Raw genomic sequence first — 21,436 nt, 5'->3', positions numbered from 1 at the left:
TTCGGTGGTTCGCTCAGGCTGGCAGAAAGCCTTCCGTTGACAGATACCGTTCACCCGTATCGTAGTTAAAGCCCAGCACCGTGGCACCTGCGGGCAGGTCTGGCAGCTTCTGTGCAATGGCAGCCAGGGTGGCGCCGCTGGAGATACCCACCAAAATACCTTCTTCACGCGCACTACGGCGGGCGTATTCACGCGCCGGTTCGGCGTCGACCTGGATCACGCCGTCCAGCAACGAGGTGTCCAGGTTTTTGGGGATGAAACCCGCACCAATGCCCTGAATGGGGTGGGGCGCGGGGGAGCCTCCCGAAATCACGGGTGAGCCGGAGGGCTCGACGGCATACACCTTGAGTTGGGGCCATTTGGCTTTGAGCACACGGGCGACACCCGTCAGGTGGCCGCCGGTGCCGACACCGGTGATCAGTGCGTCAATGCCATCGGGAAAGTCTGCCAGAATTTCCTGCGCAGTGGTGCGCACGTGCGCGTCGATATTGGCGGGATTTTCAAACTGCTGGGGAATCCACGAACCGGGTGTGGCTGCAGCCAATTCCTGGGCGCGTGCGATGGCACCCTTCATGCCTTTTTCGCGGGGCGTCAAGTCAAAGCTGGCGCCATAGGCCAGCATCAGGCGGCGGCGTTCAATGGACATGCTGTCGGGCATGACCAGAATCAATTTGTAGCCTTTGACGGCCGCCACCATGGCCAGGCCCACACCGGTGTTGCCCGAGGTCGGCTCGATGATGGTGGAGCCGGCTGTGAGGGCGCCGCTTTTTTCAGCGTCTTCCACCATGGCCAGCGCGATACGGTCTTTGATCGAGCCGCCCGGGTTGCCGCGTTCGGACTTGATCCACACCGTGTGCGTGTCGCCAAACAGGCGGTTGATGCGCACGTGCGGCGTGTTGCCAATGGTCTGCAGAATGTTGTCGGCTTTCATGAGAGGCTCCGTTGGTGGGTGGTTGAATTGAATGATAATCCTTCGGTGAAGCCCGCCAGACCACCGCTGGTGCAATTCTGGAAACAGAGCACTGGAGGAACGTCCGGACTGCATAGGGCAGCGTAGCAGCTAACCGCTGCCCACTGACAAGTCGCCTGCGCAAGCAGGAGGCCCTAAGGTGAGGATTAGAGCAACAGAGACGAGCCGATTCAGTTCGGGTGAAACGGGCAATCTCTACGCGCAGCAATACCAAGTAGGCACACGTTGACGGGGCCCCCGGAGTGTGCGGGTAGGTAGCACCGAGCCGCTGGGTGACCAGCGGCCCAGATTAATGGTGGTCACATGGAGGGAAACCTCCGTGCACAGAATCCGGCTTATCGGTGGGCTTCACACTTTTTTGCTGTATGGTTAGGCACTTGTTCCCTTCTCAGGAGGCACTATGCGACCCATACAGGAATTGTTGAAGCAGCGCACACAGGTCACACTCTGGACCTTGAGTCCACAGGACAGTGTGTTTGATGCGTTGCAGACACTCGCCAACCACGACGTGGGCGCGCTGATGGTGATGGAACAAGGCAGGCTGGTGGGCGTGTTTTCCGAACGCGACTACACCCGCAAGATCGCCCTGGCGGGCAAGTCATCCAAAGACACCCGGGTGCAGGACATCATGACCGCCAACGTATTGACCGTCAAAGCGAGCGCCAGCACCCAGGATTGCATGGCCCTGATGAGCCAGAAGAAAATCCGCCACTTGCCGGTTCTCGATGGCGACAAGGTGCTGGGCATGATTTCCATCCGCGACATCATGAACGACATCATTGCCGACCACGAGCTGACCATCAGTCAGCTCGAGCAGTACATCAGCAGCTAAAAACGCTCGGTGGGTGCCAGGTAGCGCCATTGCCCCACGGGCAGGTCGCTCAGGGTGATGCGGCCCAGCCGGATGCGCCGCATTTCCAGAATTTCCAGTTCCGCGCGCTGGCACAGGTAAGCAATCAGGCCGCGGTGCGCGCCCTTAATGGCAAAACGCAGTTTGCTGCGTTCGGGCGTCGCGCTGTTGATGCTGACCTTGGTGTGGGGCAGGTATTGGCCATCGACCTGCAACTCGCGGTTGAGCTCGTGCAGCGCCTTGTCCGACACTTCACCCTTCACATCCACAATCACCTCGTGCTCCAGGGAGCCCGCGTCTTCCGTGAGCTTGCGCACAATGCGCCAGTCCTGCGTGAACACGATCAGCCCGCTGGCGGCGGTTTCCAGCGGCACGGCGGCGGTGAGGTCCTTGAAATGGCGCTGCAGCATCCGGATGCCCGACGGGTCTTTTGCCACGCGTTTGGCCGCCACCAGCAGGGTGCGCGCATCGTCAAACGGTGCGCGGCGTGCGCTGCGGTTCAGTTTGGCCAGAGACTCTGCCGTGCCGTCCACCCAATCCGCCGGCTTGTGCAGCACCAGCGTGATGGAAGTGACATCGATCAGCGTGGCATTGGGGTCGATGGCGATCGTCTGGTTTTGCACCCGGAACTGGGGTTCTTCGATGACCTTGCCGTCCACGCGCACCCAGCCCCCTTCGATGTATTGCTCGGCCTCGCTGCGGGAGCAGGGCACCAGGGCCGCGACCCGCTTGGCCAGGCGCTCGCCGGGGTCCTGCTCTGGCACCACGGGAGCGGCTGGCGGCTTGGTACGAAGCGACGTGATGGGGCGCATCCGCGGTTTGGCCGCGGGTCGGGTGGCTGGCGTGCCCTCTTGTGGGCGTGTTGCCGGGCGCTTGGGCGCGGGGTTCGCGGGGAGTTTGAGGGTGATGGGCCCGGTGGGTTTGGTCATGGTGTCGTGGGCAATGTTTCGGGCGTGTTCAGGGTTTGCAGCCGCTCCAGATGCGCGAGCAGCGAGCGTTTGGCGACCGGCCACACGCGGGGGGCGACGTCGTCATAGGCCAGGGGCAGCCAGTCGTCCACCGTGCCCTGCGGATGGGCGGCCACGATGGCGGCAATCTTGGCTTCGCGCTTCAGTCGGTGGGCTTTCAGGTGGGTGATGGCGCCGGTGGCCGCCTGCAGCGAGCCGCCCATCACATGGCCATGGGCGGGCAGGATGAACTGCACATCGTGCTGGATACAGGCTGCGTGCAGCACATCCAGCGAGTCCAGGTAGTCGTTCATGTTGCCGTCGGGCGGGTCGATGACGGTGGTGCTGCCGTTGAGGATATGGTCACCCGAGAACAGCAGCCCGTCTTCGACCAGCACCAGGCACAGGTGGTTGGCCGCGTGGCCCGGGGTGTGGATGACCTGCAGCGTATGTTTGGAAGCAAAATGGGCGTCTGGCCCCCGTGGAACAAGCGTCTGCAGCTCCTGATTTGATAGCGATCGGTCGGGGGTGAATGCGCTGGCGGCACGGGCCGTAGGGGCCGAGGGCAGGCCCAGAATGGGCGGCGTGTGGCTGCACAGGGCTTGCAGGGGCGCCGCACCCGGCGAGTGGTCGGGATGCGAGTGGGTGCACACGATCATGCGCAGGTTGCCGCCACTGCCATCCGGGTGCATGGCTGCGCGCCACAGGCGTCCGATATGGTCTGCGTCGGCCGGTCCGGGGTCAATGGCGGTGAAGCCCGTATTGGCGTCGCCCACCAGATAGCTATTGGTACCCGGACCGGTCATGAAGCCGGGGTTGGGGGCGGTGAGCCGCATCACATTTTTCAATAGATGGACCGGGTGCGCGGTTTGCCAGTCCAGGGCGTGGTGAGGCTCGTGGCCACCGGGGCTGACCAATGCCAGTTCGCCGTAGGCCATGTCGTGCTGCAGCACATGGGTGGCAATGCCCGCCAGCAGGCCGGTACGCTGGGCCGGGCTGGCCGGTGCCGCTTGCGTGGCGTGGGCGGATGGCGGTGTCCCGGCATGCGGGTGGAGTCGTTGATTGGGTCGTACCATGCGGGCATTTTGCAGCAAAGCCCGCCTGTGCGGCCACTGCCTTGGGGGGATAATCCGCGGCATGCGAATCCACTTCACCAAAATGCAGGGCGCGGGTAACGATTTTGTCGTGCTCGACGAGACGCGGGGCCGTCTGGGGCTGACTGCCGCGCAGTATCGCTTTCTGGGTGACCGGCACTTCGGCGTGGGTGCGGACCAGATCCTGAGCGTGCGCGCCTCGCCTGCGGAGGGCATCGATTTTGAGTACGCCATTCACAATGCCGACGGCGGCGAGGTGGAACAGTGCGGCAACGGCGCGCGCTGCTTTGCCCGCTATGTGCGCGACCAGGGGCTCAGCGCCAAAGACGTGTTGCGTGTCAAAACCATGAAGGGTGTGATCGAGCCCCGCCTGACCCCGGATGGCCGCGTCACCGTGGACATGGGGCCCCCCGTGATGGACCCAGAGCAGGTTCCCTTTGACGCCAGCGGTTTGCAGTGGCAGCCGCAAGGCGCATGGGGAAATTGGCCTCTAGCCCCCGTGGATTATGTGCAGGCAGCTATTGTATTGATAGCGCCCGTGTCCATGGGAAACCCCCATGCCATCACCCTGGTGGACAACGTGGACACCGCGCCGGTGCGGACCCTGGGGCCCGCCGTGCAGGCCAGCCCGCGTTTTCCGCAGGGTGTTAATGTGGGCTTTATGCAGGTGGTGGATCGCCGCCACATCCGCCTGCGGGTGTTTGAGCGCGGCGTGGGTGAAACCCTGGCGTGTGGCTCCGGGGCCTGTGCGGCGGTGGTCGCGGGCATCCGGCTGGGCTTGCTGGACGCCTGCGTTGAAGTGCAGACCCACGGCGGCGTGCTGACCATTGCCTGGGCTGGCGATGACGCCCCGGTCATGATGACCGGCCCGGCCACGACCGTATTCCAGGGCGAGATTGATGTCCCGGACGATTTAGAAGACCCCTCAGCAGACCACGTACCCGATCACTTATGACCACTCCACTGAACCAACCCTTAAACAATCCCATCACCGAAGACGACATTGCCCATTACCTGAGCAATACGCCTGACTTTTTCCAGCGTCATGCCGAGTTGTTGGCCGCGGTGCAGTTCACCAGCCCGCACAGCCACCGGGCCGTCAGCCTGCAGGAGCGCCAGGCCGAAATGCTGCGCGAAAAGATCAAGGTGCTGGAGCAGCGCATCATGGAAATGATCCGCAATGGCAACGAAAACGTGATGCTGTCGGACAAGATTCTGCGCTGGGCGCGCACCCTGTTCTTGACCACCGACGCGCAGACCCTGCCAGGGCTGATCGAGCAGGAAATCAAGGAGCAGTTCTCGGTGCCGCAGGTCGGTATGCGTATCTGGGGTGTGGCCCCCGAGCACGCAGCCATGGGCTTTGCCCAGGGCGCGAGTGACGATGCCAAGATGTTTGCCTCGTCGCTGATGGAGCCGTTTTGTGGTCTGAATACCGGTTTTGAAGCGGTAGGCTGGCTGGGGGACCCGGGCCATGTGGCTTCGCTGGCGCTGATTCCTCTGCGCAGCGGTCCGGCCGGTAGCACCGCGCCGGCTTTTGGCATGCTGGTGCTGGCGTCGCCCGATGCGCACCGTTTCAACAGTGGCCTGGGGACCGAGTTTCTTGCGCGCATTGGCGAACTGGCCAGCGCGGCGCTGTCGCGCCTGAGGTAAGGCCGTGGCGTCAGATACCGAACTGGTCGAGCGGTATCTGGAATACGTTCGCGTTGAAAAACGTCTGGCGGCGCGCACGGTAGAGCTATACGCGCTGGATTTGCACAAACTCTGCGCCTTCGCCAGCCAGATTCCGGTCGCGTTGACTGCGGTTCAGAACACGCACATTCGCCGTTGGGTGGCGCATATGCACAGCGGTGGTCGCAGCGGGCGCGGCATTGCCCTGATCATGTCGGGCTGGCGCGGTTTTTATGCCTGGCTGGGGCGCCAGGCGTTGGTGGCCAGCAATCCGGTGCAGGACGTGCGCGCACCCAAGGCCCCCAAGCCCTTGCCCAAGGCGCTGGGCGTGGACGGCGCGGTGCAGTTCGCCAATTTTCAAAGTGCCGATGACGTCTGGCTGGAAGCGCGGGACGCGGCCATCGTGGAGTTGCTGTACGGCAGTGGCTTGCGTGTGGGCGAGCTCGTGGGGCTGGACGCGGTGGCGAGTTCTTCAGCGCGGGGTTGGGTCGATCTGCAGGCGGCCCAGGCGCACGTGCTGGGCAAGGGTTCCAAACGCCGGGTCGTGCCGGTGGGTAGCGTGGCTTTGCAGGCGCTGGAACGCTGGCTGGCACTGCGCGGACCGGACGCGGCACGCGGAGATGCCGCGGGCCTCTTCACCGGCCGCAACGGCACGCGCCTGACGCCCCAGTCGGTGTGGCAGCGGCTCAAGCGGCGCAGTCTGCAGGCGGGGCTCAGCACCCCGGTGCATCCGCACATGCTGCGCCACTCCTTTGCCAGCCACGTGCTGCAGTCCAGTGGCGATTTGCGTGCCGTGCAGGAGTTGCTGGGCCACGCCAACATCACCACCACGCAGGTCTATACCCGGCTGGACTTTCAGCATCTGGCCAAAGCTTACGACGCCGCCCATCCGCGGGCGCACCTCAAGCGGAGCAAGGGCGATTAAGCGCAGAGCGGTCTCATTTCTTGGATCGCTCAAACACCAGGCAGGTCGTGGTGGCGTGGGCGTACAGCGTGCCATCGGGGCCGATCAGGCGGGCTTCCGCCGTGGCCAGTTGCCGGCCGCAGTGGATCACTTTGCCTTCGGCCCGGACGCGGGTGACTTTGGGTGTCAGTGCCTTGACCAGATTCACGCCCAGTTCGGCCGTGGTGTAGCCCCGCCCCGGGGGCATCATGGTGTGCACGGCGCAACCCAGAGCGGAGTCCAGCAGCGTGGCATACCAGCCTCCGTGGATGGTGCCCATGGGGTTGAGGTGGTGGGCGCCGGGGGTGCCCTGAAACACGGCGCGGCCCACACCCACTTCCACAATGGTGAAGTCCAGTGTTTTGGCGATGGCGGCGTAGGGAATATCCCCGTTCAGCATGGCCTGCATCATTTCCAGCCCGGTCATGTGGGCGATCTGCTCCGGGTGGGCTACGCCGGGTCCGGGTCCCGCTTCCAGTGCGGATAGAACGACTTGCTCTTGCACGAGCCAGGCTTCGAGGTGGTTGACAGCGCTCATGACGACTCCTTTGTTAACAAGGTTGATTAAACTTGCATATGCAATGATTGTAGCTACAATTGTCGTATGAGCACTGTCACCTTCGTTCCAGAACCCGCGCCAGCGCCCGCTTTTGCCAAACCCCGGGGCTGCACCAATCTCCAGTTGCGCCAGCTGATGCGCCGGGTGGCACAGTTGTATGACGCCGAGATGTCCCCCATCGGTCTCAAAACCACGCAATATTCCCTGCTGTCCTATGTGGTGAAGCTGGGCCCCATTCGCCCAAGCGACCTCGCAGAGGCCATGAAAATGGAGCCATCCACCCTGACGCGCAACCTCAAGCCGCTGATCACCGCCGGCTGGGTGGAAGTCGTTGCGGGCGCCGATGGCCGCAGCCGCAGCGTGACCGCCACCCCTGCCGGACGCGACAAGCGCACCGAGGCGCAGCGCCACTGGAAGGTGGCACAGGACACCCTGAACAAGACCCTGGGCCTGGAGCGTGTGGCGGCCTTGCACACGCTGATCCAGGAATCCATGGAACTGCTCGTCCCTGCCGAAACGGGAGATCTGGATGACTGATGCAGTGCGGCGCCCTTCCAACAAACCCATGGCCGTCTGGCTGGTGCTACTGGCCGCCGCTGGCACTTTTGCGCTCACCATGGGCACGCGCCAGACCATGGGGCTGTTTCTCAGCTCCCTCAATACGTCCACCGGTCTGGGGGTTGGCAGCATCAGCCTCGCGTTTGCCTTTGGTCAACTGTGGTGGGGCCTCACCCAGCCCTTTGCGGGGGCCATGGCGGACCGCATGGGAGCGGGCTTCGTGCTGTTTGCGGGGGCGGTGCTGGTGGCCATTGGCACCTACATCACGCCTTTGATGACCAGCACGGCAGGACTGATTTTTGCCATTGGTGTGCTGTCGGCGGGCGGCGCCGGCATGGCGGGGCCTGCCGTGCTGATGGCGGCCACCACGCGCCTGATTCCGCCCGAGCGGCGGGGGCTGGCGACCGGCATCGTCAACGCCGGCGGGTCGTTTGGGCAGTTTGTGATGGCGCCGGTTGCGGGCGCGCTCATCCTGGGGCTGGGTTGGGTCAGCGCCATGCAGATCATGGGTCTGCTGGTCTTGTTGTGCCTGCCCGCCGCTTTTATTCTCAAGGGCAGCCCCAGCCAGACGGCTGCACCGGGTCACCAGCCCACCAGCACACGCCAGGCCATTCGCGCGGCGCTGCACAACCCCAGCTACCGCTTGCTGGGCGCGGGGTTTTTTGTGTGCGGTTTCCACGTGGCGTTTCTGGCCACACACCTGCCGGGTTTCATTGCCTCGTGCGGTCTGCCGGTGCAGTTTGGTGCCTGGTCGCTGGCTATCCTGGGGCTGTTTAACATTGTGGGGAGTGTCAGCATGGGCTGGGCTGTGGGTCGCTGGCGCATGAAATCCCTGTTGTCGCTGGTCTATGCCGCACGGGCGCTGGCGGTGCTGGTGTTCTTGCTGGTACCCAAGACCGGGCCTGCCGTTCTGGTGTTTGCGGCCTTCATGGGCCTGACCTTTCTGTCCACCGTGCCGCCCACGGCCGGGCTGGTGGTGAAGTTCTTTGGCGTGAGCCACATGGCGACGCTGTTTGGTATCGTGATGCTGACGCACCAATTGGGCGGCTTTTTGGGGGCCTGGCTGGGTGGCCGGGTATTTGAGGCCACGGGCAGCTACGACTGGATGTGGTACCTCGACATCGCTCTGGCGGTGGGCGCGGCGCTGGTGCATGTGCCTATCCGCGAGGAAAAGCTGCCGCAGCGCCTGTCCGCCGCCTGAGCCGCAGGGGCCCGAATGCACTCCGGCAGGGGTGACAATACGCCCCATGAAAACCATTCGACTTCGCGACGGCAAAGAGCGCTCCCTGTTGCGCCGCCACCCCTGGATTTTTGAATCCGCCATCCAAAGCGGCGGTGCCGACAGCGGCGAGACGGTGCGCGTGGAGTCCCACTCTGGCGCCTTTCTGGCCTGGGCTGCGTTCAGCCCGACCTCCAAAATTCGCGCACGGGTCTGGAGTTTTGATGAGGTGCAGCGCATTGACGCTCCTTTTTTTATAGCTGCTTGCGCAGCATCCATAAGGGCCAGGGCCCGATTTGACGTGCAAAGCGACGGCATGCGCCTGATCCACGGTGAGTCCGATGGCCTGCCAGGCCTGATCGTGGACCGCTATGGCGACACGCTGGTGGCGCAGTTCACTTCGGCCGGGGTGGAGCGCTGGAAGGAGGTGATCGCCGACGCCTTGCTGACGGCCACCGGGCTGACCCGGCTTTATGAGCGTTCCGACGCCAGCAGCCGCAGCCTGGAAGGCCTGCCCGAGGTGACGGGCTGGTTGCGCGGCGGAGATGCCGATGCACCGACCGATCTGGTTCTGCAGGAACACCAGTGGCAGTTGGGCCTGAGTATTGCCGAGGGGCACAAAACCGGTTTCTATCTGGACCAGCGCGACAGCCGCAAGAAGTTTGCGGACTATGCCCAGCGGCTGAACTTCCAGCGGGTGCTCAATTGCTTTTGCTACACGGGTGGCTTCACCGTTGCCGCCCTGGCTGGCATGCGGGCAGGCGGTTTCACCGGCGGGCACGTCACCTCCATCGACTCGTCCGGCCCCGCCATTGAAAAGGCGGCTGCCAACGTCGCGTTGAACGGCTTTAGTGCGTCGCAAACCACGTTCATGGATGCCGATGTCAATGCCTCGTTGCGGCAGTTTCTGACCGAGGGCCGCACCTTTGACGCCATCGTGCTGGACCCGCCGAAGTTCGCGCCCACCGTGGCGCACGCCGAGCGGGCCGCACGGGCCTACAAGGACATCAACCGCCTGGCGCTCAAATTGCTGGAGCCCGGCGGCGTGCTGTTCACCTATTCGTGCTCGGGCGGTATCAGCGCCGACCTGTTTCACAAGATCGTGGCCGGAGCCGGGTTGGACGCGGGCGTGGACGGCTACATCACGGACCGCATGGGCGGAGCCCCCGATCATCCGATGACGATTGCCTTTCCCGAGGGGGAATACCTCAAGGGGCTGGTGGTCATGCGCCGCTAGGGCGAAAAAGCACGTCAGCCCCAATGCCTTGATACCCCGCTACACTCCCCACCTGCTGAATTCCGGATTCCCATATGAGCCTTATTCCTGCCACCATCCTGACCGGCTTCCTCGGTTCCGGTAAAACCACGCTTTTGAAGCGCGTGCTTGCCGAAGCGCACGGCCAGAAGATTGCCATCATCGAAAACGAATTCGGTGAAGAGAACATCGACAGCGACATTCTGGTCAGCGATACCAACGAGCAAATCATCCAGATGAGCAATGGCTGCATCTGCTGCACCATTCGCGAAGACTTGCGCGAAACCCTGCAAATGCTGGCCGCCAAGAAGCGCAAGGGTTTGCTGGACTTTGACCGGGTGGTGATCGAAACCACCGGTTTGGCCGACCCTGGCCCAGTGGCGCAGACCTTCTTTATGGACGATGAAATCGCCGAGAGTTTTCTGCTGGACTCCATCCTGACGCTGGTGGATGCCAAGCACGCCGCCCAGCAACTCAATGACCGCCAGGAAGCGCGCCGCCAGGTGGGCTTCGCGGACCAGATTTTTATCAGCAAGTCGGAATTGGTGTCTGCCGAAGAGCTGGATGCCCTTCAGCACCGCCTGAAGCACATGAATCCGCGGGCGCCGCAAAAAACCGTGCATTTTGGGGACGTGACGCTGTCCGAGGTGTTTGACCTGCGCGGCTTCAATCTCAATGCCAAGCTCGACATTGACCCGGACTTTCTGAAGGAAGACGAGCACGCCGGGCATGACCATGCCAGCCATGAGGGCCACGAAGGTCATAACCATGCGCCCGGCGAGCATTGCGACCATCCGTCGCATGCAGCACATGACCATGGCGGTGGCCACCACCATCACCATGACGACGACGTCAAAAGCTTTGTCTTCAAGTCAGACCGGCCGTTTGACGCCGCCAAGCTGGAAGACTTCCTGGGCGCCATTGTCAATATTTATGGTCCACGCATGCTGCGTTACAAGGGTGTGCTCTATATGAAGGGCACCGACCGCAAGGTCATCTTCCAGGGGGTGCACCAATTGATGGGCAGCGATCTGGGTCCACCATGGGCTGACGGTGAAACACGCGGCAGCAAGATGGTGTTTATCGGGATCGACTTGCCCAAGGACATCTTGCTGCAAGGCATGGAGCAATCCCTGGTCTGAACGCCTCCGGCCAGTCTTCGATGAATCGTCTTATCTTCAGGTTGAATGCCAAATGATTGTCTCGATTTTGCAACTGATGGGTTTTCCGTTGGGGAAGCCTGTACACTCGCGCGCCGGAGAAACCCCACCAGGCAAGGCTTCCAAAGCGCCTGATGGGAAAGCAGCCCCCACCGACCATGCGCAGGCCAAACCTGCCAGGAGAAAAGAAGTGAAAGCTATATCTGGGAAAGACACCAAGGCAAAAACCGCCAGCAGTAAAGTGCCGGCGGCAGTCAAGCCAACAACAAAACCGGTTGTCAAGCCCGCCAAGGCGAGCGAAACACCGGTGAAGATTCCTGTCAAGCCTGCGGGCAAGACGGTGGCAAAGGCGCCAGCAAAAGCGGTCAGCAAGACACCTGTGAAGGCCGTCGCGGTAAAATCGGCTAAACCGGTAGCTAAAGCAATCGCAAAGTCCGTCACCCAACCCGCGGTTAAACCAGCGGTCAAGGCAGCGGCAAAAGCCGTTGCCAAGCCGGTTGCCAAATCACAAACCCCTGTCAGTCCCGTCGCAAAGCCAGTCGTTAAGTCGCCAGCCAAATCGGCCTCCACTGCTGCGGCAGCGAAAGAAATCAAATCCATGTCAGTGACCCCCACCGTTGTTAAAGTTTCGGCCGCGCCTGCGCCAGCCGCTGTTCCTGCGAAAGCGGGCCGCCCATCTTCCCGACTGGCCCAATTGACGGTGCCATCCATGGCGCAAACTGTGGCGTCCACTGCAGCCAAGGCCAGCTATGGCGAAGCTGCTGCCTCTTCGCCGCTGATCGTTCCCGTGCTGCCTTCTTCTGTCAAAAAAGACCCCAAGCTTGCCAATAACTGGAAAACCAAGCCCTTGGATCAATTGACCGACGCGGACCTGATGGCCATGCCGGATTCGGAGTACATGAACGACGTGCAGATGGCGGCCTTTCGCTTGAAACTGTCAACATTGAAGCGTGACATTCTCAGCAATGCCGGCGAGACGACGGAGCATCTGCGCGAAGACAGTTCGGTCACACCGGATCCTGCAGACCGCGCAACCATCGAAGAAGAGCACGCCCTTGAACTGCGCACCCGTGACCGGGAGCGCAAGCTGCTGAAGAAGATTGAGCAATCGATCACCCGCATTGATGCGGGCGATTACGGCTATTGTGATGAGACCGGTGAGGCCATTGGCGTGGGCCGCCTGTTGGCGCGTCCTACCGCAACGCTCTCTCTGGAGGCGCAGCAGCGCCGTGAGCTCAAACAGAAGATGTTCGGGGATTGATGCACGGCTGACAACACCGCACGTTTGTTAAGCTGCACCTATGGCCACGAAAGACGACCGCCCTACATTGCTTTCCAAAATGGCGATGTTTGTTCGCAATCCGACCAAAGACTGGGCGGAGCTGGATCGTCCCCAGCCTGAGCAGGAAAGCGGTTACGACAAGCAGGCGCTCAAGGCCATGATCGAGCGCAAACGGCAAAATGATTTCGTGCGTCGGCGTGAATTTGACCAGTTGCGCAAATTGCGCAGTCGGGACGCATCCTCCATCGCCGGACAGGCAAGGCCATCCTTGTTTCAGTCAAGCGTTGCAACAGATGCCGACGGTCGTGCGGTCACCTTGAAAAAGATTGACGAGATCGAAGCCCAGATGTCCAAGCAGTGGTGGAAGGGCAAGCAAGAGGCTGTCAACACCCAGAATCAGGTATTCCCGGCTTCCAGGCAGCCTGGCACCGATTCGCCGCAGACCCGTGCTTCGGAACTGCCGACCGTTTCTCCTGGTTCCACAGCCGACCCGTTTGTACCAACCCAGACATCAACCCTGAATCCGACTGGCGCCGAGCATGCCAGTGCGGCGAATAGAGCGGGGCAGAGGGAGTCCGGCATGGCGCCGATGTCAACCCATTTGCCACTCGCAGGCGCGCGTACCGCGAACGCGCCGGGCGGGGGAGGGGACACGGATGATTACGCTGATATTGGGTTCTCTGCATCCCGCCTGATTGCGATGGAAGTGGATGAACTGGCGACAGATCCCGAGTTGGAGGAGGCTGCCATCCGCTTTGCGAATGGGGATGATGCGGGAGCCGAAAAGGGACTGCTGGAGTCGCTAAGGGGAGAGGTAATCCTCCCCGAGGTCGCGCTGTCATGGGCGGCCGCCTTGCTGGACTTGTACCGGGCCACGAACAAACGTGTCGAGTTTGACCGCGCGGTGGCCGAGTTTGCGCCGTATTTTGACAACATGACGCCCGTGTGGGCGGCGATAGGGGATGGCGCTGCTCCGGTCCTCGCGAAACCCGGCACTCCCGCTGCTGAGGGCGGTCGTGACGCTGAAGATGATCTGGCCAACGGTGCTATCTGGGCCAGTGGGACTGAGCTGACTGAGCAGGGCATGGAAAGCCTGCGCGAGGCCATGTCTTCCAACCCCATGCCATGGCATCTGGGCTGGTCTCGGTTGACGCATATTTCAGAAGATGCCATGCCCTTGCTGGCCGGTCTGTTCAGCAGCTTGTGTAGCGAGCCAGTTAATCTGCGCTTTAGTGGTTCAGGCCGGTTGGGACAAGTGTTGCGCGACATGATGCCCTCAAGTGACCGCAGCGTGTCCCCTGACTGGTGGACGGTGCGTCTGGATGTTTTGCGCACGATGAAGTTGCAGGATGAGTTTGAGCTGGCAGCGTTGGACTACTGTGTTACCTATGAGGTTTCTCCACCTGCCTGGCAGGAAGCTCTCTGCCAATACGACGATGTCGAGGCCGGTGGTGTCGCGATATCAAACCCGGCGCCGACGGCGCCCATGGTTCTGGACAGCGCGGGCCAAGTGCTTGAGTTGAAGGGCCATGTGCTTGGCGATGCCACCAAGGCACTGGAAGCACTGGAGTTTGCGTGCCGAAACGGAGAACGTGTCGTGGTGTCCTGCTGCGGCTTGGTCCGCGTCGATTTTTCTGCCGCGGGCAGCATTCTCAACTGGGTTGCCCTTCGCCAGTCAGAGGGGTGTCAAATTCAGTTTCGGGACGTGCACCGTCTGGTTGCCGCATTTTTCAATGTTATTGGAATCAATGAACATGCCCGGGTTGTGCCACGCCCTATTTAGTCCTGCACGGCCCTGACGAAGATTGCGCAGCGGCTCTTGATTACCGGGGCCATCGCCCGTACCTAATATTCCATGGAACAATTTCACGGCACCACCATCATCAGCGTGCGTCGCAAAACACCCGAAGGCTACTCTGTGGCAATCGGCGGCGATGGACAGGTAACTTTAGGCAATATCGTGGTCAAGGGCACTGCGCGCAAGGTGCGAAAGCTCTACCATGGCAAGGTTCTGGCTGGTTTTGCCGGCGCCACCGCCGATGCGTTCACGCTGTTTGAGCGGTTTGAAGCCAAGCTGGAAAAGCACCAGGGGCATCTGGTGCGTGCCGCCATCGAACTGACCAAGGATTGGCGAACCGATCGGGTATTGCGCCGACTGGAGGCCATGCTCGCCGTCGCCGACAGTGAGACTTCGCTCATTATTACGGGCAATGGGGATGTACTGGAGCCGGAAAACGGCATCGTCACCATCGGCTCGGGTGGGGCATATGCCCAGGCGGCGGCCATGGCCTTGCTCACCCACACGGAGTTGTCGGCGACGGACATTGTTAAGCAGTCTCTGGAAATCGCGGGTGAGCTCTGCATCTATACCAATATGCACCACACGATTGAAACCTTATGACGCCACTGGAAATCGTCGCTGAACTCGACAAACACATTGTTGGACAAAGCCAGGCCAAACGCGCGGTGGCGATTGCGCTGCGTAACCGGTGGCGCCGCCAGCAGGTCGAGGGTGACCTGCGTGCCGAGATCACGCCGAAAAATATCTTGATGATCGGGCCGACCGGTGTCGGGAAAACCGAGATCGCGCGCCGGCTTGCTCGACTGGCGGATGCGCCCTTCATCAAGGTGGAAGCCACCAAGTTCACCGAGGTGGGTTATGTCGGCAAGGATGTCGACTCCATCATCCGGGACTTGGCGGACATTGCAGTCAAGCAGACACGTGAAGCAGAAAAACGCAAGGTACGTGCCCGCGCCGAAGAGGCGGCGGAAGACCGCATTCTCGACATTCTGATTCCGCCACCGCGCGCCGAGTTTGGCATGGCAAACACCGAAGACGCACCGCAAAGCACCGCGCGCCAAACGTTCCGCAAGAAACTGCGCGAGGGTCAGTTGGCAGACCGTGAAATTGAGTTGGACGTCCTGGTGCCTGCGCACCAGATGGAAGTGATGGGTCCACCCGGTATGGAGGAAATGACGGAACAGTTGCGAGGCATGTTTGGGCAAATGGGCCAAAGCAAGAAGCAGACTCGCAAGCTCAAAATCAGCGAGGCACAAAGACTCCTGGCAGACGAGGAGGCGGCCAAGCTGGTGAATGAAGACGATATCAAGACGCAGGCGTTGCACATGCTGGAGCAGAACGGCATTGTGTTTATCGATGAGATCGATAAAGTGACATCGCGCAGTGAAGGCAGTGGTGCGGAGGTTTCTCGCCAGGGCGTGCAGCGTGACCTGTTGCCCTTAGTCGAGGGAACCACAGTGTCAACCAAATACGGCATGGTGAAAACCGACCACATTCTGTTTGTGGCATCCGGCGCGTTTCACCTGAGCAAGCCAAGCGACCTGATCCCTGAGTTGCAGGGCCGTTTCCCGATTCGGGTCGAGTTGCAATCCTTGTCGGTGAAAGATTTTGAGGCCATCCTGACGCAAACCCACGCGTCGCTGATGAAGCAGTATCAGGCGCTACTGGCCACGGAAAATGTGGGACTTGAATTCACGCGGGACGGCATCACACGTCTTGCACAGATTGCCTTTGACGTGAATGAGCGCACGGAAAACATCGGCGCGCGCCGACTGGCGACTGTCATGGAGCGTCTGTTGGATGACGTCAGTTTTGATGCGGTCTCGTTATCTGGCACGACGGTTCGCGTAGATGGTGCCTATGTAGACATCCGTTTGGGCGAGCTCAGCCAAAACGAAGACCTCTCGCGTTACATTTTGTAACTGCACTTTGGCGTCCATGGGCCGCCGGGTTCAAGCGTTACTTTCATAACGTGCGCTAAGTGCTTAATTTAGAACGTTTTTTGACTGCAGATCAGTTGCAAAAGCGCTTCTAAGTCCTTGATTTCATTGGAATAAATTCTCGTAACCCCCCTTGCAATAGGTGCTTTTGCTGATACAGTGCAAAAAAGTGCAATTTAGTGGTGAAAAGTGTTGTTAAGTCGACCTTTTTGCTGCAGTGAGAAAAAAGGGTGTGCTGCTGTGTTTCAAGGGGCTTCGTCTCTCAGTCTGGATGCAAAGGGAAGGCTTAGTGTGCCTACCCGGCATCGTGACGTCTTGAGCGCCACCGCATCAGGCCATCTCACCATTACCAAGCACCCCCATGGCTGTCTCATGGTGTTTCCGCGCCCCGAATGGGAGAAGTTCCGGGAGCGTATCGCCGCCTTGCCCATGTCGGCGCAATGGTGGAAGCGCATCTTTCTGGGAAACGCGATGGATGTGGAAATGGATTCGACCGGGCGCGTACTGGTTTCTCCGGAACTGCGCGAGGCCGCCGGCATTTCCAAAGACACCATGCTGTTGGGAATGGGCAATCACTTCGAGTTGTGGGACAAGGCCACATACGATGCCCAGGAAGCGAAAGCCATGCAGGGTGATATGCCCGATGTCTTCAAGGATTTTTCCTTCTAGGACGCGGCGGTGGACACTCCATGGACCCACTCCACCGTATTGTTGAACGAAGCAGTTGATGCGCTGTTCAATGATGCGCCGGATGCTGATCAACCGGCTGCGAATGGCACCTATGTAGATGCCACATTTGGCCGCGGCGGGCATTCCCGTCTCATTTTGTCGCGTTTGTCTCCTGTTGGCAGACTCATTGCCTTTGATCGGGATCCTGATGCGGTGGCTGCGGCCAATGCCATTGAGGACGAGCGGTTTTCCATTCGGCACGCGGCTTTTTCGCATCTGAACGAACTCCCCGGGAATAGTCTTGACGGGGTGTTGATGGATTTGGGCATCAGCTCCCCGCAGATTGATAACCCCGTTCGGGGATTCAGTTTTCGGTTCGACGGTCCTCTGGACATGCGGATGGATACCACCCGTGGGGAGAGTGTGGCCCAGTGGCTGGTAACAGCAGAAACAGATCAAATCGCGGAGGTGATACGTGAATATGGTGAAGAACGGTTTGCTGGCCCCATTGCAAAGGCGATTGTTGCTCGCCGACAGGAACGGGGCCCAATTTCAACCACCACTGAACTGGCCCAGCTCGTGGCTGACACGGTCAAAACCCGCGAGCAGGGCCAGAACCCTGCAACGCGCACATTTCAGGCTTTTCGGATTTTCATCAACGCCGAGCTTGAAGAGCTGCAACAAGCGCTAGAGGCCTCACTGGATGCCCTGAAGCCCGGTGGCCGGCTGGTCGTCATCAGCTTTCACTCGCTGGAAGACCGCATAGTCAAGCAGTTCATCGCGAAACATTCGCGCGACGAATACGATCGCCGTGCACCCTTTGCGGCCCCCAAGGTCATGAAACTCAAAGCGCTGGGCCGCGTCAAACCCAGCGAATCTGAAGTCAGCGGGAACAAGCGTTCCCGCAGTGCTGTCATGCGTATTGCGCAAAGGACAGCGGCATGATACGGCTCAACCTTGTCTTGCTGCTCGCGGTAATGGCCAGCGCGGTATATCTGGTCAGCGTGCAGTACGAGTCCCGCCGGGTATTTACCGAGCTGGACAAGGCGCGATCCGAGTCGCGTCGCCTGGAGGCGGAATACGAGCGACTGCAAGTGGAGAAGCGTGGCCAGGCCACGCCAGCGCGCGTCGAAAAGCTGGCCCGCGAAAAACTGCAGATGCGTCAGGCATCCCCTGCCATTACCAACTATGTGACCTACTCTGCGTCGGCTGGGGCTGATGTGACCAAGGGGCAAACCCCATGAGCCGCAGCATTCAGTACACCTCCAGTCCGCTGCTGGCCAGCCGCACGCCCGTGTGGCGCAGCAAGTTTGTGGTGGGTGCGATTGCCCTGGCATTTTTTGGGCTTGCTGCCCGCGCCGCCTACATCCAGGTGGTGGCCAATGATTTCTTTCAGCGCCAGGGCGAAGTGCGTTTTGCCCGGACTCTGGACTTGCCTGCCAACCGCGGCCGTATTCTGGATCGCAACGGGCTCATTCTTGCCTCCAGTGTGCCGGCACCCAGCATCTGGGCCATCCCCGAGGATGTAGATATGGACAAGGCACAAATGCAGCGCCTTGCCAAGCTACTGGAAATGCCAGCGGCCGATCTGGCCAAAAAGCTGGATGATGAAGACAAGACTTTTGTGTGGATCAAGCGACAGGTCGATGCCGACGTCGCCAAGAAAATCGCTGAACTCAATATCAAGGGCATCTATCAGCGCAAGGAATACAAACGCAAGTATCCGGAAGGGGAGGCTGCGGCCCACATCGTTGGCTTCACCAATGTGGAAGACAACGGCCAGGAGGGTGTTGAGTTGATGTTCAACAAGACATTGCTGGGTCGACCAGGGATGCGCCACGTCATCAAGGATCGCCTGGGCCGTGCCGTAGAAGACGTGGGCGAGGTGATTCCTCCGGTGGATGGACGGGACCTTCAGCTCAGCATCGACAGCAAGATTCAGTTCTTTGCCTACCAAAAGTTGCGTGATGCGGTCCTTGTGAACCGCGCACATGCCGGCAGTATCGTCGTGCTGGATGCCATTACCGGCGAAGTACTTGCCTTGGCGAATTACCCCAGCTATGTACCTGACAAGCGGCAAAACCTGACGGGGGAGCAGTTGCGCAACCGGGCTTTGACCGACACGTTCGAGCCAGGTTCGGTCATGAAGCCCTTTACCGTCGGCCTGGCGCTCAACAAAGGGCGCGTCAAGCCGTCCACGGTCATTGACACGGCACCCGGTTCGGTCACTATTGGCGGGGCGACCATTCACGATTCTCATGCGCACGGCGCGCTGACGGTGGAGCAGGTGATTCAGGTTTCCAGCAATGTGGGCACTGCCAAGATTGCCATGCAGATGCCCGCCAGCGACATGTGGGAGACATTCTCCCAAGCAGGTTTTGGACAGAAGCCGCAGATTGAATTCCCCGGTGTGGTCTCTGGGCGATTGCGTCCTGCCAAAACCTGGCGTCCCATCGAGCAGGCCACCATTTCCTATGGGTACGGCCTGTCCGCGTCCCTATTCCAGATGGCCCGGTCTTACACCGTTTTTTCTCACGATGGGCAGATCATTCCCGCCACGCTGCTTAAGAATTCGACCCCCGCGCAGGGGGTTTCCGTTTTTACCCCTGCAACTGCGGCTGAAGTCCGTCACATGCTGCAAATGGCGGCGGGGCCCGGCGGAACCGGGCCCAAAGCCCAGACCATTGGCTACTCGGTGGGGGGCAAGTCGGGTACTGCCTACAAGCAGATTGGCAAGGGCTACGGGTCCGACGGAAACCGGAAGTACCGCAGCTGGTTTGTTGGCATGGCCCCCATTGACAGTCCCAGAGTCATTGTTGCTGTGATGCTGGATGAGCCCAGTGCCGGCAAATATTTCGGCGGTGAAGTAGCGGCCCCCGTATTCAGTGAGACCGTGCAGCAAACCCTGCGTATGCTGGGTGTGCAGCCAGATATGGCGGTGCGTCCGCAAATCGTGGCGGCTGCGGTGGAAGAGAGCTTCTGATGCAGGAACTCCACACCCCACAGCTGGCAGTGCAATGGTTGCGTAGAAATGTCACAGGCACCTTGTTGTCCGACAGTCGCAACGTGAAACCCGGAGACGGTTTTATTGCCTGGCCTGGCGCCGCGGCGGACCCGCGTGGACATGTGGCGGATGCGCTGAGCCGCGGCGCATCGGCTTGTTTGGTTGAGCGAGAGGGGGCTGAAGAGTTTGGTTTTTCCGATGCGCGCATCGGCCATTACGCAGGACTCAAGATGGGTGCCGGGGCCATCGCCTCCGAGTTTTTCGGATCACCGTCTCATCAACTGGCATTGGTGGCAGTCACGGGTACCAACGGCAAGACCTCCACCGCCTGGTGGCTGGCGCAGGCCTTGTCCGCCTTGCCCGCATCGCTTGCACTTCCTTGCGGAGTCATTGGCACGCTCGGCGTCGGGCGGCCACCTGCAGCCGATGCTGCGGGTTCCGCAGCGCGCTCGGGGTCGGTAAGCCCGACGGGTTTCACCACCCCCGATCCCGTGCTGTTGCAGCAGACCTTGCGCCAGTTTGTGGATAGCGGGCTCAAGGCGTGCGCCATTGAGGCGTCATCCATCGGTATTGAAGAGCACCGGATGAACGCCACGCACATTCGCGTCGCCATATTCACGAATTTCACCCAGGACCACCTGGATTACCACGGCAGCATGGACGCCTATTGGCAGACCAAGCGCAAGTTGTTTGCCTGGCCGGGTCTGGCCAGCGCCGTCATTAATGTGGACGACCCACGCGGAGCCGAGTTGGCTTCTGAAATGGATTCGGCTGAGCTGGATGTCTGGACTGTATCGGCTCAAAAGGCCGCGCGCCTGCAGGCCCGCAACATCACGTATGCAGCGGATGGCCTGCAGTTTGAGGTCGTGGAGGGCCATGCTGCGCAGCTCTTGCGCACCCGGATGATTGGTTCCTACAACGTTTCCAATCTTTTGGGTGTTCTGGCAGCGATGCGGCACCTTGGGATCTCGCTGGAAGCGGCCGTTCAGGCGTGCGGCAGTCTGCATCCTGTGCCAGGTCGCATGGAATGCATGGGCGATGAAGGGCAACCAATAGTGGCGGTGGACTATGCCCACAGCCCCGATGCGCTGGCCCAGGCGCTCTCCGCGCTGCGGCCTTTGGCGACACAACGTGGCGGACGGCTGTGGTGCGTTTTTGGTTGCGGCGGTGATCGCGATGCCTCCAAGCGGCCTCTTATGGGGGCCATCGCCGCCCAAAATGCCGATCATGTCGTGGTAACCAGCGACAACCCTCGTAGCGAGAAACCCGAGGCCATCATTTCCCAGATTTTGCTGGGTTTGTCGAAGAGTCAATCGGTAGAGGTGCAGTCGGATCGGGCATTGGCCATCGCTGACGCCGTGTCGCGTGCGATGCCCGCGGATGTCATCCTCATCGCGGGCAAGGGCCACGAGGAGTCACAGGAAATTTCGGGTGTCAAGCACCCCTTTTCCGACCGTGCCCATGCGCAGCAGGCCTTGCGCATACGGCAACTGCCAGTTATGGGTGCGAAACCATGA

21 protein-coding genes, 1 other RNA gene and 1 pseudogene are annotated in these 21,436 nt (G+C 60.8%); 18 read left to right on the top strand and 5 right to left on the bottom strand.

The features are described 5' to 3' along the window. Positions 1–13: 13 nt before the first annotated feature. Positions 14–931 (bottom strand): cysteine synthase A, encoded by a 918-nt coding sequence (gene cysK / locus AC097W_RS13230; protein WP_479603025.1) that lies wholly within the window; start codon positions 929–931, stop codon positions 14–16. A 47-nt stretch (positions 932–978) separates the two neighbouring features. On the opposite strand from cysK, the gene rnpB reads away from it, so the two are divergent. Continuing rightward, an RNA gene (gene rnpB, locus AC097W_RS13225) (RNase P RNA component class A) lies at positions 979–1,324 on the top strand. 46 nt (positions 1,325–1,370) lie between these two features. After that, positions 1,371–1,802: a CBS domain-containing protein gene (locus AC097W_RS13220; protein WP_479603024.1), complete on the top strand. Its 432-nt coding sequence runs from the start codon at positions 1,371–1,373 to the stop codon at positions 1,800–1,802. Here the strand turns inward: AC097W_RS13220 and AC097W_RS13215 are convergent. Together AC097W_RS13215 and AC097W_RS13210 are read right to left on the bottom strand one after the other, a co-directional pair. Then, complete coding sequence (locus AC097W_RS13215; RefSeq protein ID WP_479603023.1) at positions 1,799–2,749, bottom strand: RNA pseudouridine synthase; 951 nt, start codon at positions 2,747–2,749, stop codon at positions 1,799–1,801. The two genes, AC097W_RS13220 and AC097W_RS13215, sit on opposite strands and share 4 nt — an antisense overlap. Continuing rightward, positions 2,746–3,753 (bottom strand): annotated as a pseudogene (locus AC097W_RS13210) (MBL fold metallo-hydrolase); the annotation flags it as partial. The gene AC097W_RS13215 and the pseudogene AC097W_RS13210, both read right to left, overlap by 4 nt. 151 nt (positions 3,754–3,904) lie before the next feature. Between AC097W_RS13210 and dapF the strand changes: the two are divergent. The 3 genes from dapF to AC097W_RS13195 are packed head-to-tail and all read left to right on the top strand — an operon-like array spanning position 3,905 to position 6,454. Further along, positions 3,905–4,816, top strand: a complete 912-nt coding sequence (dapF, locus tag AC097W_RS13205) for a diaminopimelate epimerase (protein WP_479603022.1) — start codon at positions 3,905–3,907, stop codon at positions 4,814–4,816. Continuing rightward, the gene (locus tag AC097W_RS13200; protein ID WP_479603021.1) at positions 4,813–5,511 is read left to right on the top strand and encodes a DUF484 family protein; all 699 of its coding nucleotides are present in this window, start codon (positions 4,813–4,815) and stop codon (positions 5,509–5,511) included. The genes dapF and AC097W_RS13200 overlap by 4 nt, the downstream gene beginning before the upstream one ends. Positions 5,512–5,515: 4 nt before the next feature. Beyond that, positions 5,516–6,454: a tyrosine recombinase XerC gene (locus AC097W_RS13195; RefSeq protein WP_479603020.1), complete on the top strand. Its 939-nt coding sequence runs from the start codon at positions 5,516–5,518 to the stop codon at positions 6,452–6,454. Between the two features lie 13 nt (positions 6,455–6,467). Here AC097W_RS13195 and AC097W_RS13190 read toward each other — a convergent pair whose 3' ends face one another. Beyond that, positions 6,468–7,010: a PaaI family thioesterase gene (locus AC097W_RS13190; RefSeq protein ID WP_479603019.1), complete on the bottom strand. Its 543-nt coding sequence runs from the start codon at positions 7,008–7,010 to the stop codon at positions 6,468–6,470. A gap of 66 nt (positions 7,011–7,076) precedes the next feature. Here AC097W_RS13190 and AC097W_RS13185 point away from each other — a divergent pair, with 66 nt between their 5' ends. The 4 genes from AC097W_RS13185 (at position 7,077) to AC097W_RS13170 (ending at position 11,205) form a co-directional block, all read left to right on the top strand. Next, positions 7,077–7,568 (top strand): MarR family winged helix-turn-helix transcriptional regulator, encoded by a 492-nt coding sequence (locus AC097W_RS13185; RefSeq protein ID WP_479603018.1) that lies wholly within the window; start codon positions 7,077–7,079, stop codon positions 7,566–7,568. Further along, the gene (locus tag AC097W_RS13180; RefSeq protein WP_479603017.1) at positions 7,561–8,790 is read left to right on the top strand and encodes an MFS transporter; all 1,230 of its coding nucleotides are present in this window, start codon (positions 7,561–7,563) and stop codon (positions 8,788–8,790) included. Before AC097W_RS13185 ends, AC097W_RS13180 begins: the two co-directional genes overlap by 8 nt. A gap of 46 nt (positions 8,791–8,836) precedes the next feature. Beyond that, positions 8,837–10,045, top strand: a complete 1,209-nt coding sequence (locus tag AC097W_RS13175) for a class I SAM-dependent rRNA methyltransferase (protein ID WP_479603016.1) — start codon at positions 8,837–8,839, stop codon at positions 10,043–10,045. Between the two features lie 74 nt (positions 10,046–10,119). Next, a complete protein-coding gene (locus AC097W_RS13170; protein ID WP_479603015.1) occupies positions 10,120–11,205 on the top strand; it encodes a CobW family GTP-binding protein in 1,086 nt (361 codons plus the stop codon). A gap of 36 nt (positions 11,206–11,241) precedes the next feature. Here the strand turns inward: AC097W_RS13170 and AC097W_RS13165 are convergent, their stop codons facing one another. Next, entirely contained in the window at positions 11,242–11,823 is a 582-nt protein-coding gene (locus AC097W_RS13165) for a hypothetical protein (RefSeq protein WP_479603014.1), read from the bottom strand. Here AC097W_RS13165 and dksA point away from each other — a divergent pair. The 9 genes from dksA (at position 11,822) to AC097W_RS13120 (ending at position 21,436) form a co-directional block, all read left to right on the top strand. Further along, the gene (dksA, locus tag AC097W_RS13160; RefSeq protein ID WP_479603013.1) at positions 11,822–12,484 is read left to right on the top strand and encodes an RNA polymerase-binding protein DksA; all 663 of its coding nucleotides are present in this window, start codon (positions 11,822–11,824) and stop codon (positions 12,482–12,484) included. The two genes, AC097W_RS13165 and dksA, sit on opposite strands and share 2 nt — an antisense overlap. A 40-nt stretch (positions 12,485–12,524) precedes the next feature. Then, on the top strand, positions 12,525–14,288 hold the full coding sequence (locus AC097W_RS13155; RefSeq protein ID WP_479603012.1) for an STAS domain-containing protein: 1,764 nt from the start codon (positions 12,525–12,527) through the stop codon (positions 14,286–14,288). Between the two features lie 72 nt (positions 14,289–14,360). Beyond that, on the top strand, positions 14,361–14,906 hold the full coding sequence (gene hslV / locus AC097W_RS13150) for an ATP-dependent protease subunit HslV (RefSeq protein WP_479603011.1): 546 nt from the start codon (positions 14,361–14,363) through the stop codon (positions 14,904–14,906). Continuing rightward, entirely contained in the window at positions 14,903–16,228 is a 1,326-nt protein-coding gene (hslU, locus tag AC097W_RS13145; RefSeq protein WP_479603010.1) for an ATP-dependent protease ATPase subunit HslU, read from the top strand. Before hslV ends, hslU begins: the two co-directional genes overlap by 4 nt. Positions 16,229–16,486: 258 nt before the next feature. After that, positions 16,487–16,915 carry a division/cell wall cluster transcriptional repressor MraZ gene (gene mraZ, locus AC097W_RS13140; protein WP_479603009.1) on the top strand — a complete coding sequence of 143 codons (429 nt, stop codon included), beginning with the start codon at positions 16,487–16,489 and terminating at the stop codon, positions 16,913–16,915. A 9-nt stretch (positions 16,916–16,924) separates the two neighbouring features. Then, positions 16,925–17,860 (top strand): 16S rRNA (cytosine(1402)-N(4))-methyltransferase RsmH, encoded by a 936-nt coding sequence (rsmH, locus tag AC097W_RS13135; protein WP_479603008.1) that lies wholly within the window; start codon positions 16,925–16,927, stop codon positions 17,858–17,860. Next, positions 17,857–18,159 carry a cell division protein FtsL gene (gene ftsL, locus AC097W_RS13130; protein WP_479603007.1) on the top strand — a complete coding sequence of 101 codons (303 nt, stop codon included), beginning with the start codon at positions 17,857–17,859 and terminating at the stop codon, positions 18,157–18,159. Before rsmH ends, ftsL begins: the two co-directional genes overlap by 4 nt. Next, on the top strand, positions 18,156–19,898 hold the full coding sequence (locus AC097W_RS13125) for a peptidoglycan D,D-transpeptidase FtsI family protein (protein ID WP_479603006.1): 1,743 nt from the start codon (positions 18,156–18,158) through the stop codon (positions 19,896–19,898). The genes ftsL and AC097W_RS13125 overlap by 4 nt, the downstream gene beginning before the upstream one ends. Then, the gene (locus tag AC097W_RS13120; RefSeq protein WP_479603005.1) at positions 19,898–21,436 is read left to right on the top strand and encodes a UDP-N-acetylmuramoyl-L-alanyl-D-glutamate--2,6-diaminopimelate ligase; all 1,539 of its coding nucleotides are present in this window, start codon (positions 19,898–19,900) and stop codon (positions 21,434–21,436) included. Before AC097W_RS13125 ends, AC097W_RS13120 begins: the two co-directional genes overlap by 1 nt.

It is taken from the genome of Rhodoferax sp. GT1R46, from assembly GCF_056521285.1.
Note: the sequence above shows the minus strand (reverse complement) of the source record. Positions and strands in the feature narration are given on the sequence as shown.

Coding starts and splice junctions, on each gene's coding strand:
- cysK (WP_479603025.1), bottom strand. CDS start 931: ATGAAAGCCGACAACATTCTGCAGACCATTGGCAACACGCCGCACGTG.
- AC097W_RS13220 (WP_479603024.1), top strand. CDS start 1,371: ATGCGACCCATACAGGAATTGTTGAAGCAGCGCACACAGGTCACACTC.
- AC097W_RS13215 (WP_479603023.1), bottom strand. CDS start 2,749: ATGACCAAACCCACCGGGCCCATCACCCTCAAACTCCCCGCGAACCCC.
- dapF (WP_479603022.1), top strand. CDS start 3,905: ATGCGAATCCACTTCACCAAAATGCAGGGCGCGGGTAACGATTTTGTC.
- AC097W_RS13200 (WP_479603021.1), top strand. CDS start 4,813: ATGACCACTCCACTGAACCAACCCTTAAACAATCCCATCACCGAAGAC.
- AC097W_RS13190 (WP_479603019.1), bottom strand. CDS start 7,010: ATGAGCGCTGTCAACCACCTCGAAGCCTGGCTCGTGCAAGAGCAAGTC.
- AC097W_RS13185 (WP_479603018.1), top strand. CDS start 7,077: ATGAGCACTGTCACCTTCGTTCCAGAACCCGCGCCAGCGCCCGCTTTT.
- AC097W_RS13180 (WP_479603017.1), top strand. CDS start 7,561: ATGACTGATGCAGTGCGGCGCCCTTCCAACAAACCCATGGCCGTCTGG.
- AC097W_RS13175 (WP_479603016.1), top strand. CDS start 8,837: ATGAAAACCATTCGACTTCGCGACGGCAAAGAGCGCTCCCTGTTGCGC.
- AC097W_RS13170 (WP_479603015.1), top strand. CDS start 10,120: ATGAGCCTTATTCCTGCCACCATCCTGACCGGCTTCCTCGGTTCCGGT.
- dksA (WP_479603013.1), top strand. CDS start 11,822: ATGTCAGTGACCCCCACCGTTGTTAAAGTTTCGGCCGCGCCTGCGCCA.
- AC097W_RS13165 (WP_479603014.1), bottom strand. CDS start 11,823: ATGGATTTGATTTCTTTCGCTGCCGCAGCAGTGGAGGCCGATTTGGCT.
- AC097W_RS13155 (WP_479603012.1), top strand. CDS start 12,525: ATGGCCACGAAAGACGACCGCCCTACATTGCTTTCCAAAATGGCGATG.
- hslV (WP_479603011.1), top strand. CDS start 14,361: ATGGAACAATTTCACGGCACCACCATCATCAGCGTGCGTCGCAAAACA.
- hslU (WP_479603010.1), top strand. CDS start 14,903: ATGACGCCACTGGAAATCGTCGCTGAACTCGACAAACACATTGTTGGA.
- ftsL (WP_479603007.1), top strand. CDS start 17,857: ATGATACGGCTCAACCTTGTCTTGCTGCTCGCGGTAATGGCCAGCGCG.
- AC097W_RS13125 (WP_479603006.1), top strand. CDS start 18,156: ATGAGCCGCAGCATTCAGTACACCTCCAGTCCGCTGCTGGCCAGCCGC.
- AC097W_RS13120 (WP_479603005.1), top strand. CDS start 19,898: ATGCAGGAACTCCACACCCCACAGCTGGCAGTGCAATGGTTGCGTAGA.